This is a genomic window from Microcoleus sp. PH2017_28_MFU_U_A (assembly GCF_020738035.1).
GTDB lineage: Bacteria > Cyanobacteriota > Cyanobacteriia > Cyanobacteriales > Microcoleaceae > Microcoleus.
The window spans coordinates 134,841-147,005 of the sequence record NZ_JAEQCX010000031.1 but is presented as its reverse complement, the minus strand read 5'-3'; the positions used below and the strand labels follow the sequence as shown (position 1 = coordinate 147,005).

Below are 12,165 nucleotides of genomic sequence, written 5' to 3'. Positions count from 1 at the left end.
TGACAGTTGACAATCAAAAATCTTCAATCCCCAATCGAAAATCCAAAATCCAAAATCCAAAATCGTTTGACAGTTGACAGTTGACAGTTGACAGTTGACCGCAAGAGGGGGATCTGGCCTCAACGGTAAACGATAGATACAAAAGTTGTTAGGCGATTGTTGACACCTAATGATGCAGCGGGCGTCCGAAACGCCGGTAAGCTTTCGCCAAAACTTGGGATTATTAAATTCTAGGATTCGGACGCGATGGCGTCGAGGGATGGAGAGCCCGGTCATTTAACAATACAGGCTGATTTAGATCAATGTTCACAATCAAATGAAAGCAATGGTATTAACGTCAGAGAAAGGCGATCGCGATGACACCGACTGCGAATTAATTTACGCTCCGGCTTCGATTCAACCTCACGGCATCCTGTTGGTGGTGGAATCTACTGTGTTGAAGATTTTGCAAGTTAGCAATAATACTTTTAAGGCGATCGGCATTTACCCGCAAGAACTTTTGGGCAAGTTTTTACATGGATTTGTCGAGACTGAGGAAATTAAGGCGATTCAAAAAGCTTTATGTGAAAACAGCAATCAAACTAACGATATCAGCTTATCATTCAAAATTCAAAACCGCAAGTCTTTTTTTCATGGGACGCTGTATCAATTAAGTTCGGTATTAATTTTTGAACTAGAGCAGGTTGTTTCCCCAAAAGCGAGCAATTATTTCAATTCTTATCATTTAGTCCAAAAGCCGATCGACAAAATCCACAACACGCCAAACCTGCAATTGCTGTGTCAGACAGTGGTAGAAGAGGTGCGGAGGATGATTGGGTTCGATCGGGCGATCGTCTATCAATTTGATGCCACAGGTGCGGGAAAAGTCGTCGCCGAAGATAAAGCAGAAAATTTGGCTTCTTTATTGGGAATGCACTATCCGGCTGCCGATATTCCCCCGCAGGCTAGAAAGCAGTTCACCATGAATTTAATTCGATTTATTCCCGATATTCACTATCAGGCTGTAGAACTAATTCCTGAGTGCAATCCGCTGACCGGTCGCCCCCTGGATATGGGCTTATCTTTGTTGAGAACAGTTTCGCCTTGCCACGTTCAATATCTCAAGAATATGAACATTGGCGCTAGCATGACCGTGACATTAATCAAAGATCGAAAACTCTGGGGATTGATCGCCTGTCACCACCGAACACCAAAGTATATCAACTACGAAACCAGAACGGCTTGCGAACTGGTAGCAAAGTTTGTAAATCTAGAACTCAGCTACAAACAAGATAGCGAAGACCGGGACTATGCAATTAATTTAAAAGAAATTTGCCATAAATTCATCGCTGAAATTTCTCAATCACACTGCTTTGTAGAAGGTTTACTTAAATCCCGAGATGAATTGCTGGCATTAGTGGGCGCTATCGGTGGAGTTGTCTGTGCTAATGAAAATCTAACAGCCATTGGCACAACCCCAGAATTGGGAGAAATCAGAAACTTAATAGCTTGGATAAAACCTCAAATAAATAATGATGTTTTTTATACAGATTCTCTCTCAAAACTGTATCCGCCATCGGAGAAATTCAAGAAAATTGCTAGCGGTTTGCTGGTGCTTGCCATATCCGAGATGCAAAATTATTACATTTTGTGGTTCCGTCCCGAAGCAATTCAAACTGTCAACTGGGCAGGTAAACCCGACTGGCCAATTGAATTTAAACCGGATGGCACCCCATTGATGTCTCCTCGCACTTCCTTTGAGTTGTGGCAAGAAACTGTGAGGTCAAAATCTTTGCCTTGGCTGCCTTGCGAAATCGAAATTGCCCGAGAACTGCGAGTTGCTATTGCTAGCATTGAGTTGCGGAAAATTAACCAGCAGCTCAACTTAGCTTTGTCGGCTACCAAAATTGGATTTTGGGACTGGGACATACAGAAAAATCGCATGGTTTGGTCGAGGGAACATGAAGAGTTGTTTGGATTGGCGCCTGGAACTTTTGGCGGAACAGATCAAAGTTTTGCAGCTTGCGTTCACCCGGAAGATTTAAAAGCTTTGGAGAATGCTAGGAATCAGGCCCTCGCCGAGCGATCGGATTTCTGTCACGAACACCGCGTGGTTTGGCCCGATGGCAGCATTCACTGGATGGAAGGGAAAGGTAAGTTTTTTTACACCGAAACGGGCGAAGCTGTGCGGATGGTGGGCACAGTTACAGAAATTAGCGATCGCAAAGCTAAAGAATTACAGTTGCGTTTGTTGGAATCAGTCATCACCACGACTAACGACGCGGTGTTAATTACCGAAGCTGAACCGATTGACGAACCGGGCCCGCGAATTCTGTATGTCAACCCAGCTTTCACGCGGATGAGCGGCTATACGCTAGAAGAAGTTGTGGGCAAAACGCCGCGCATCTTGCAAGGAGAAAAAACAAATAGGGCAAGTCTCGATCGCATTCGGAGAGCTTTGGAAACCTGGCAGCCGGTGCGGGTTGACTTGATCAATTACCGCAAAGACGGGACGGAATTTTGGGTAGAATTGAGCATTGTGCCGATCGCAGATGAAACTGGTTGGTTTACCCATTGGGTGGCAGTGCAGCGCGACATTAGCGATCGCAAACAAGCTGAAGCCGCCCTCCAACAGCTCAACGAACTCTTAGAAATGCGAGTTTTGCAGCGCACCAGAGAACTAGAAATTTCTCAAACAGAACTGCGGGAAAGCGAAGCTTTATTTCGTTCTCTGAGCGAGAGTTCTCCTGTCGGCATCTTCAAAATAGATGCTGAGGGGAAATGTACCTATACAAATCCGCGCTGTCAAGCAATTGGTGGCTTCACAGCCGCAGAAGCTTTAGGAGACGGCTGGATGCGATTTGTTCACCCCGAAGATATCAAACTAATTCAGTCTAAGTGGTCGGAATTGCGATCGCCTGGTGAAGAACTTTCCTGCGAATTCCGCCACATCCAGCCAGATGGAACAATCCGGTTTGGTCGGGCAAAAGCAGCTCCGATTTTTGCCGATGGAGGTCAACTAATTGGTTACGTCGGCACAGTCACAGATATCACAGAAAGTCGAGCAATTGAAAAAATGAAAAATGAGTTTATTTCCATTGTGAGCCACGAACTGCGAACGCCGCTGACCTCAATTCGCGGTTCTTTAGGTTTGCTGGCGGCTGGGGTGCTCAAAGATCGACCGGAAACTGCCAAACAGATGTTAGAAATTGCGTCAAGCGATACCGAACGGTTAGTGCGTTTGGTCAACGATATTCTCGATTTAGAGCGACTCGATTCGAGCCAAGTTACCATTGTTAAGCAGTGGTGCGATGTGCAGGTTTTGATGCGGAAGTCTGCGGAAGCTGTGATGTCTGTGGCTGCTGAAAATAAGATTAATTTGTCGATTTTGCCCGCAACGGCACAAATTTGGGCTGACCCGGACAGGATTGTGCAACTGCTGGTAAATTTGTTGAGCAATGCGATTAAATTTTCGGCTCCGGGGTGTACAGTAACTGTCAGGGTTGAAGATTTGGTCGATTCCCTACGGGATAGCTACGCTTCACGGGTTTTATTTGAAGTCAAAGATCGAGGGAGGGGGATTCCTGCTGATAAACTAGAAACTATTTTTGGACGGTTTCAACAGGTCGATGGTTCTGACTCCCGCCAAAAAGGAGGTACGGGTTTGGGTTTGGCTATCTGTCGCAGCATCGTGCAGCAGCACGGAGGCAGAATTTGGGCCGAAAGTGTTGTCTCTGAAGGCACGAGTTTCTATTTCACAGTGCCTGCACCGCCCGAAGGCGAAGGGGAGAAGTTTTGAGATTATTTTCAGTCTTGAACGCACGCACTCTATATAGGGTGGGCACTGCGTATCGGTGTGCATTGCCCACCCTACTAATATCAAATCGCATCGGAATTATTAGCCGAAATGAGGAGACGGCTTGGCCTTAGTCCCTACAATTAATCTGGGGTAGGGACTAAGGCTAAGCCGTCTCCTTTCCTCTATCATGTATGAGCGCAGCCGGAATTGATATAAGTTTTCTTTCAGTTTACGATGATTAATTTAAAATAAGGGTTTTAATTATGTCAGCAAAGCAGATTCTGGTAATCGATGACGAACAAAACCTCTGTAGCGTGATTCAGGCTTGTCTAGAACATTTAGGTGGCTGGAGGGTGCTGATTTCGCCCGAGGCCAGCAAAGGATTGGTTTTAGCTGAAACTCAAGTCCCTGATGCTATTCTACTCGATGTAATGATGCCCGATATGGACGGAGTTACTTTGTTTGGTTTGCTGCAAAAAAATGCGACTACTCGAGAGATTCCGGTGATTTTTCTGACGGCTAAGGTGCAGGCGATGGATTTGAACGAGTTTGCTGATTTGGGGGTAGCAGGGGTGATTGCCAAGCCTTTCGATCCTTTGAGTTTGGCGCAGCAAGTTGCGGGAATTTTGGGTTGGGAAACGTTGCTTTAAGCTGGGGAAAGTTGACTGTTAACTCTCAGCAAAGGAGGACACGGCAATGCCGTTTCTTGCGCCGCAAAATAATCGTAGCACGGGCTCTCTTGCTCTCTTGCCATCGCGCGATCGAGAAATATAACCATCGCAAGCATTTATTGTAGGGACACGGCACTGCCGTGTCCTTTCTGTGGGTAATATTAATTCCGATGCTACGGGATTTGATCTAACGGGGAATTTAAGCCGGATGGCGATCGGAAATCCGGTTTATGGTTCTCAGCCTCTTGCTAAAATCTCGCAATTATCTTGGTGAACCGACTTTCTCCGTCCCGGAAAGTCGAAGTTTTCGGGCTGTTTTCAGAATTTCCTCATTTTTTTGATTTAGCTTTGAGATCGATCGGTGATTGGTTACTTCAAACCCTGATTCCCTAGAAGTTCCAGAGATAACCTCAGGGAGTCGGGGTCTTTTGTTGCCCATAAAGTCGATCGGCTTTATGCGTATTTATACTTAGATTACTGTTGTATAAATTACAGATTGTTGCTCGATCGACCAAATGGTTTAAGCCATACTCCCTAATACAGCGAAGTTGGTAGGGAAAAACCCGGTTTCTGCCTAAGTGTTATAATCCATGCTTTGAGCAAAATATATTGATTTAAAACAATGACGATCTTCATAATTTCCTCATATTTTTTAGATAATGTTTATCCCAGGTTCTTCAAGTGAAGGTCGCACTCTCAGTAGCATCCGGCTGCCAAAAAACAAACCTGTTGTCAGGAGAGTTTGGTGAGTGACGGTACTTTTGATTGAGGAGTGCGACAACACAACCAACCTGAATCAATCAGGGGTTAGGCACTGCATACCAACCAAACTGGGTTTTTCAACCGGAAAAAACTGGTTTCGGTGCAAGTATTCTAAGTGTTGGCAGGAAAAATCAATCAAAAATAAATTAATAACTGAGGATGTGATTCGTGCTGTCGAATAACGTCGAGAAAATAAGTAGGTCATTTTGTCAACAGCCAAACTCGCAATTGCGACGAATAGGCAAAGCGAAGTCTGAGTAAGTTTTTTAAAGAGTGTGGAGATTTCTCAAATGTCATATCAGCTATCTTCTCAAGGTAACAACCAAATCTTGTGCTATTACGCCAATGCTACTAACCAAATTCAGGTTTTGCGGATTGGAAACATTCCTAATTGGTACTTTGAAAGAGTGATGTTTCCGGGGCAGCGAATGATGTTTGAAGCTGCGGCAACAGCAGTATTAGAAATTCATACAGGCGCGGTGGCAAGTGCTATTTTATCGGACAATATTCCCTGCTACGTGCTGCGGGTTATAGAAGAGGTAAGTTCTGAGTTCGATCGGGTTATTCCGGAAGCAAAATATGCGGTATTAGCGCGCTAAAGTTCCGGAGAAATGAGACGAACTGGATCGGGGGCAACAAATATCTAAGTTCAGTAGTATTTGGGAAATTGGGAAAATGCAGAAAAATCTTGTCAATATCACCTTGGGCGTAGTCACAGAGGAAGTAGAAATTATCTTGGGGTCTTATCCCAACCATCCCCACCAACAGGTTTTTTCACACTCGGGCTTGCGGCAGGATTTAATTGCTTACGTGCTGAGCAGAGTTCCTAATAAATATACTGCGATCGACTCCGGCGAGTCAGCGAACCAAAAAGTTCAGGTTCGCTGTTCTTCAGAACAGTTGCTACAGATAGAAAATTTGATTCATACTGGCATTCGCGACTTACTGCACAGCTATCAGAAGGTAGATTATCGCGTTCGGGAAGAAGTTAAATTCGATTCTAGAGTTGGTAGTTGGTTTAGATAGTTTTCGGTAATTGAGGGAGATGCCGAGATCCTCGGCACTCTCGATCGCCCGATCGAGCTAAAATTGTCTGTACGCAGAGCTTGCATTCAACACTTTTGGTAATCGCGGCAGCCCTCGCAGGGGCCATTGGGGTTGACAGCACAGCGCAGAATTTCCGATCGAGCGTTAAAGTGGCAGCTAGCAACTCCGATAACCCAGATGCCGCTGACAAATGTTCTTTCCGTCGGCGGTGCGGCAGACTGCACGTACAAGGCAATTTTTTGCAGTTGGTAGCGCCCGGATTTGAGTTGATAGCGGTGGTGGCGTTCCAAGACAGCGTAGGTTTTTCCCTCTAAATCCAGATAGTTCCCCGGTTGTGGCGTCCAATCCAGCCGAATGTTCCCTAGGGATTGGCGGGAGTGAGAGAGAATCACTTCTACTGGTAAAGTATTTTGTTCCATGTGCGGTGCGACAAGCGAGTACAAGCTGATGGTATCGCAATCTCCGTGTTTGTAGTGAGGACTTCAGTCCTCTGATCTTATGAGGACTAAAGTCCTCACTACGAACCTTTAATGGCCTTTTATACCATCAAAATTCCCAAAAATAAGTCATTCCTTCCAGGATTCCCCCAGCGCAAGCAGAGCCAGCTAAATAATGATTTTCAGTACCATATTCGCGATGCCATGCTAAGAGTTCTGACATAGCATTAGCAACGATTATTCCCCGAACATCCTGTTCAAACATACTAATATCATTGCCAGAATCGCCGCAAACTAATGTTGCGTTCGATGGAATTTGGAGGCGCTGTTGTAAATAAGTTAGGGCATTGCCTTTATTGCTAGTTTTTGGTAAGATATCTAGATCGCGATTGCTGCTAAAAATGATTTGAGCGGCTAGTCCCGATGCGGTTAATTTTTGCTGCAATTCCTGGAGAATCGAGCTGTTGTCTGCTTCTGGTTCCAGACAATAACTGATTTTCCAAGGATTTTGTTCTGTTAGGGATTGGGGTTTAAGCTGCTTAAACTGTTGAGCTAAAGAGGCGATCGCAATTTTATCCCAGTTTTGAGAAATATATTCCGCCCAATCTAAATCGAGGGTGGCATTTTGGTAAATCTCGCTGCCTACACCTGCGATCGTATAGTCGGGGGCTAGCAGTTGCTTTTGGGAAATTAACTCGCAGGTTGAAGCATGGGAACGCCCGGTAGCGTAAACTAAACAAATTTGCGATCGCTTTGATCGCAAGTGCTGGTTTAAAAGTTGAGTTGCTTCGTCATCTCCGACTAATGTGTTGTCTAAATCTGTCACTAATAAGAATTTCATTTTGATAATTGGGAATTGTTCAGTTGACAGTTGACAGTTGACAGTTGACAGTTGACAGTTGATAGTTGACCGATTGAGGACACTTGACAAAGGAAGTCCGAGGATTGGACTAATGAATAGTCTGATTTTAATTTCTCCCGATCGGGCGGGCGGGCTTTCAACCAATTGTTTCTGGTAATTCCTTAATTACAAGACTTAATTACAAGAATAAAATTATCTTAGTTTTTGTGATCTTTTGTTGGTTTGTGGTGCGACAGGGGGCGTCAAGCTGCCACAATGGATTAGGTTCAGGATAACTCAAGTCCAGAAGTTGCGCTAGCGAGGGAGTCTGTCAGACGAAAGGCTGATGGGGGTTGAGGTGGAAGTGTCGCAGCTATCGGGGAGAAGGGCTGGCGGATTGATTGAATTGTCGATCGAGCTTTATGACAAGATACAGCACGCGGGCGATCGCAGCAACAGCCCCAAAAGTAAGGGGGCAATTCGTAAATTGCCCCCAAATGAGTTAGAAATTACAAACTTTCCTCAGTCTGAAAAAGCTACTGAAGTCGGTACAGTCCCGAAACTAGCAGCCAGACTGACACCTCTGATCTCCTTAGTATACAACAAGACGCGACAGAAGTCATAGGATTTGAGATTTTAGATTTGGGAATGACTGATATGGTGTCCGCTGGATTAACCGGACTACGAAAGGTTTGTAGTGCGGACTTCAGTCCGTAAAATGCTGCGGACTGAAGTCCGCACTACAAACCATTTTTGTTATGGTAATCGACCGGACATGATATGATTAGTATCTGTAGGTTGCGTCGCAGAAATATCGTACCAAAAAAAGAGCGAAAATCGAGCGACGCCAAGCACGAAAATATTTGAGAAAACAACGATTTTTTATTTTTTGGGTGCATCTCAATGCAAGCAAATATATCCGTAGGGGCGAAGCATGACCGTAGAAAATATGGGATTATAACTAATAACTTATATGCGGTCATGCTTCGCCCTCTTCAAAAACCAGATGCACCCGATTTTTTCTTGCTTGGTATTAGATCGAATATGGTACAAGGTGGAAGAAACGAGCTTAGGATCGCATATTAAATAATTTACACTCTTGAAAGTGGGATGGGCGTCCCGCCCGTACACAAAGGACGGGGGGGACGCCCATCCCACAAGAACAATAAAGATTATAAGTTATTTAATTCTCATTTCTTATTGAATTGGAAGTTCGATGATAAACTCAGTGCCTTTCCCCGGTTCCGAGAGGCACTGCAATTTACCTTTGTGTTTTTCAACCACAATTTGATGCGAAATTGACAAACCCAAACCAGTGCCTTTACCTACGGGCTTTGTGGTAAAAAATGGGTCAAATAAACGCACGATATTATCTTGGGGAATTCCCGGGCCGTTGTCTGAGATGCGAATATAAATTCTATTGTTATCAATCATTTCAGTTTTGATTGTGATTGCTGGAAAACTTGAATTGGGGGTATTTGTGGCTGGGCTGCTGCTTTCTTCTAAAGCGTCGATTGCATTTGCCAAGATATTCATAAATACCTGATTGAGCTGTCCGGGATGACATGGTATTTTTGGCAGTTCTCCGTATTCTTTAATTACTTCAATTCCCTGCCAGTGTGCCTTGGCTTTTAGCCTGCTGTTCAACATTAACAAGGTACTTTCTAAACCTTCGTGAAGGTCGGCAGGCTTGAATTTAGCTTCGTCTGCCCGGGAAAAATTGCGGAGAGTTTGAATGATTTCTACAATTCGATCGCATCCTGTGTGCATCGAATTTAGCAATTTGGGCAGGTCTTCTGCTAAAAATTCTAAGTCTATATCTTCAGCTTGTTTCTGAATTTTGGCTGGGGGATTCGGCAATTCTTCTCGATACATCTGCACGATGTCTAGCAAGTCGAGAACGTAGCCGCGGACGTGGCAGAGATTGCCGGCGACAAAGCCAACTGGGTTGTTAATTTCGTGGGCAATTCCTGCTAGCACTTGCCCGAGGGAAGACATTTTTTCGGTTTGGACTAATTGCATTTGAGTTTGTTGCAATTCGCGCAAAGCTGTTTGCAATTCCTGGGATTTTTGTCGATCGCGATCGGCAGCAGCAGCCCGTTCTTCCTCAACTCCGATCGCCCCAGCGATAATTCCGATCAGCTTGCAGTCGGCTTCTGTGGGTGCGATCGACTCGGTGTAGACTACGCACACGGCACCCACGTAATTCTCACCCAGCCTGACTGCTTGTCCCAGATAGCTTTTGAGTTGGTAGCGGATGACAGCGGGATCGATTTCGCCGTAGATCGTGTTCTGCAAGTCAGGAATCGCCACAGCCCGATCGCTGGCTTGGTGGCAGACATCGGTGCAGACATGGCCTTCGGCGCGATCGACCTCTGGGTAATCGGGCGGCGCTTGCCAAGTCGCGATCGCGCGCAGCAGCCCGCCTCCGACGTGGCTGTAGATGGCGCTGCTGCCGCCCAAAAGCTCGCCGGCTAAGGATGTCAGGCGCTGAATGTTCAAGCCCGCGTCGGTGGTGAATCCCAAAAAGCACTCGTTGATTTTGCTGAGGCGGTACTCTGCTTGTCTGCGCGCCGTCATGTCGCGGGAGTTGATCGCAATTCCGTTCACAGCGGGGTCTGCTAGCAAGTTGATGCCGACTCCTTCGAGAAAACACCAAGAACCGTCAGGGCGCCGGAACCGACCTTTGAGGGCGATCGGATCGCCGGGATTTGCGAGCAGTTTTTCGCCGTCGGAAATCGCTGAGGGCAGGTCGTCAGGGTGAATGAAATCGAGGGCAATTTGACCGATGAGTTCCTCTGGTTCGTAGTCCAAGACTGTTTCTACAGAAGGGCTTTCGTAAACAATGCGACCGCAGCCGTCGAGAATGGTAATGATGTCGGAACTGTTGAGAATTAGCGATCGCCACTTAGCTTCATTTTGCAGTAAAGCTGATTCGGCAAGTTTGCGATCGGTAATATCCTCTACCATTTCCAAAATAAACTGTGGCGTTTCGTGACTGCTGTGGATGACAGAGGCGCTGAGGCGTCCCCACCTGATGCTGCCGTCTAGGCGGAGGTAGCGCTTCTCGATTTGGTAAGCTTCGCGCGATCCTGAGACCAACTGTTGGCGCAAGTGGCGATCGGACTTTGCGTCTTCCGGATGCGCCCAGTCGTCGATGCCGGCGCCGCGCAGTTGGGCTTCCGATCGCCCCAGCATAGCTTGAAATGCCGGATTAGTCGCGATCGCCACGCCTTCGAGGGTAGCCACTGTCATGCCGATCGCAGCGCGTTCAAAAATTGCCCGAAACCGCTGTTCGCTGTCCCGCAAAGCTGCCTCTGCTTCGACTTCCTGAGTGATGTCCCGCCCCGCCACTGCCATGCCTTTGCGGGAACCGTCGGGGTTAAACAGCGGCACTTTCCGCACTTCAAACCAATTGCTGCCGCCTGTAGGTAAGGAGACAACTTGGCGGGTGCAAGTCAGAGTACCGGCTTCCCAGGTAGTTTCCTCGGTTTCTTGCCAAGTTAGCAGGATTTCTCTGACTCTCGGATCGGCAGTAGCAGCAAGTTCGGCGGTAGTTTTGCCCTGGTAGTCTGAGGTATCGAGGCCCAAAAGTTGGAGGGCGCAGTCGTTAGCAATCAGCCAGCGCCCCTCGCTGTCTGTGAGGTTGACTGCGTCGGGTACGGCATCGATCGCGGTTTTCAGCCAATATTCTCGATCGCCCAGGGCTGCTTCAGCGCGCTTGCGATCGGCGATTTCGGCGACGGTTCCCTCGTAGTAAAGGAGTTCGCCGTTTTCGCCCTCAACTTCGCGCACGTTTTCCGAGATCCAGGTAGTGCTGCCGTCCCGGCGGAGTATGCAGGACTCAAACTCTTTCAGGGAGCCTTTTTTGGTAATAGTAGCGACGAATTGGGCGCGGCGGGTGCGATCGACATAAATGTTTGTTGCCGAACATTTTGCGATCAGTTCTGATGGAGAATCGTAGCCGTAGATGCGGGCGAGTGCCGGGTTGGCGCTGAGGTAGCGCCCGTCTGGGGCGATTTGAAATATGCCTTCGGTGGCGTTTTCAAAGATGCTGCGGTATTTTGCCTCGGCTTGTTTGAGGGCTTCTTCTGCTTGAATGCGATCGGTGATCTCAGCTTGGACGCCGATGAAGTGGGTAACGGTGCCGCTGCTATCGCGCACCGGTGAGATGGTGAGTTCGTTCCAGAAGGGCGTGCCGTCTTTGCGGTAGTTTTTGAGAACTACTTTGCAGTCGTGTTGTTCTCGCAGGGCTGCGCGGATGCGATCGACGGCTGCGCGATCGGTATCCGGGCCTTGCAGGAAACGGCAGTTGTGTCCGATGATTTCGCTGCGATCGTAGCCTGTAATCTTCTCGAAGGCTGGGTTGCAGTAGACGATTGGGTTGTCCGGCAGCGTAGCGTCCGCGATCGCGATGCCGTTGCTGGTAGCTGCCAGGGCGCGATCGTACAGCCTCCATACTTCTTCTATTAAATTCGGTGCATTGGGGCCGGTACGATTCGGCGATAGATTGTCAAAAGGAATACTTATATCGATCTGCATAAGTTTTTATAGATTGAGTTTATTATCGATCGCGATCGGCAGCATACCCTGCAATTTTAACAAAAATTTCCTATTTTCTTATATAGC

9 protein-coding genes are annotated in these 12,165 nt (G+C 47.0%); 5 read left to right on the top strand and 4 right to left on the bottom strand.

Going from position 1 to position 12,165, the window contains the following annotated elements:
- Window positions 1–325: 325 nt before the first annotated feature.
- A complete protein-coding gene (locus JGK14_RS05350) occupies window positions 326–3,778 on the top strand; it encodes a PAS domain S-box protein (protein WP_325314829.1) in 3,453 nt (1,150 codons plus the stop codon).
- Window positions 3,779–4,041: 263 nt separating this feature from the next.
- Window positions 4,042–4,428 (top strand): response regulator, encoded by a 387-nt coding sequence (locus JGK14_RS05345; RefSeq protein WP_293154432.1) that lies wholly within the window; start codon window positions 4,042–4,044, stop codon window positions 4,426–4,428.
- On the opposite strand, the gene JGK14_RS05340 is transcribed toward JGK14_RS05345, so the two are convergent.
- Entirely contained in the window at window positions 4,425–4,556 is a 132-nt protein-coding gene (locus tag JGK14_RS05340; RefSeq protein ID WP_293238826.1) for a hypothetical protein, read from the bottom strand. The two genes, JGK14_RS05345 and JGK14_RS05340, sit on opposite strands and share 4 nt — an antisense overlap.
- Before the next feature lie 945 nt (window positions 4,557–5,501).
- Here JGK14_RS05340 and JGK14_RS05335 point away from each other — a divergent pair.
- Window positions 5,502–5,810, top strand: a complete 309-nt coding sequence (locus JGK14_RS05335) for a DUF1830 domain-containing protein (RefSeq protein WP_293175572.1) — start codon at window positions 5,502–5,504, stop codon at window positions 5,808–5,810.
- Window positions 5,811–5,886: 76 nt separating this feature from the next.
- Complete coding sequence (locus tag JGK14_RS05330; protein WP_293175574.1) at window positions 5,887–6,237, top strand: late competence development ComFB family protein; 351 nt, start codon at window positions 5,887–5,889, stop codon at window positions 6,235–6,237.
- A gap of 86 nt (window positions 6,238–6,323) precedes the next feature.
- Here JGK14_RS05330 and JGK14_RS05325 read toward each other — a convergent pair whose 3' ends face one another.
- Both JGK14_RS05325 and JGK14_RS05320 read right to left on the bottom strand, forming a co-directional pair.
- Window positions 6,324–6,677, bottom strand: a complete 354-nt coding sequence (locus JGK14_RS05325) for a DUF6464 family protein (protein WP_293204475.1) — start codon at window positions 6,675–6,677, stop codon at window positions 6,324–6,326.
- 127 nt (window positions 6,678–6,804) lie between these two features.
- A complete protein-coding gene (locus JGK14_RS05320) occupies window positions 6,805–7,536 on the bottom strand; it encodes a sucrose-phosphate phosphatase (protein WP_293220438.1) in 732 nt (243 codons plus the stop codon).
- Between the two features lie 346 nt (window positions 7,537–7,882).
- Here JGK14_RS05320 and JGK14_RS05315 point away from each other — a divergent pair, with 346 nt between their 5' ends.
- The gene (locus tag JGK14_RS05315; protein WP_293220441.1) at window positions 7,883–8,161 is read left to right on the top strand and encodes a hypothetical protein; all 279 of its coding nucleotides are present in this window, start codon (window positions 7,883–7,885) and stop codon (window positions 8,159–8,161) included.
- Between the two features lie 572 nt (window positions 8,162–8,733).
- Here the strand turns inward: JGK14_RS05315 and JGK14_RS05310 are convergent.
- On the bottom strand, window positions 8,734–12,078 hold the full coding sequence (locus tag JGK14_RS05310; protein WP_293198943.1) for a PAS domain S-box protein: 3,345 nt from the start codon (window positions 12,076–12,078) through the stop codon (window positions 8,734–8,736).
- Window positions 12,079–12,165 lie beyond the last annotated feature (87 nt).

What these genes read in the sequence shown, in the direction of transcription:
- JGK14_RS05310 (WP_293198943.1), bottom strand. Translation starts at nt 12,078, where the DNA reads ATGCAGATCGATATAAGTATTCCTTTTGACAATCTATCGCCGAATCGT.
- JGK14_RS05350 (WP_325314829.1), top strand. Translation starts at nt 326, where the DNA reads ATGGTATTAACGTCAGAGAAAGGCGATCGCGATGACACCGACTGCGAA.
- JGK14_RS05325 (WP_293204475.1), bottom strand. Translation starts at nt 6,677, where the DNA reads ATGGAACAAAATACTTTACCAGTAGAAGTGATTCTCTCTCACTCCCGC.
- JGK14_RS05340 (WP_293238826.1), bottom strand. Translation starts at nt 4,556, where the DNA reads ATGGTTATATTTCTCGATCGCGCGATGGCAAGAGAGCAAGAGAGCCCG.
- JGK14_RS05330 (WP_293175574.1), top strand. Translation starts at nt 5,887, where the DNA reads ATGCAGAAAAATCTTGTCAATATCACCTTGGGCGTAGTCACAGAGGAA.
- JGK14_RS05320 (WP_293220438.1), bottom strand. Translation starts at nt 7,536, where the DNA reads ATGAAATTCTTATTAGTGACAGATTTAGACAACACATTAGTCGGAGAT.
- JGK14_RS05335 (WP_293175572.1), top strand. Translation starts at nt 5,502, where the DNA reads ATGTCATATCAGCTATCTTCTCAAGGTAACAACCAAATCTTGTGCTAT.
- JGK14_RS05315 (WP_293220441.1), top strand. Translation starts at nt 7,883, where the DNA reads ATGGGGGTTGAGGTGGAAGTGTCGCAGCTATCGGGGAGAAGGGCTGGC.
- JGK14_RS05345 (WP_293154432.1), top strand. Translation starts at nt 4,042, where the DNA reads ATGTCAGCAAAGCAGATTCTGGTAATCGATGACGAACAAAACCTCTGT.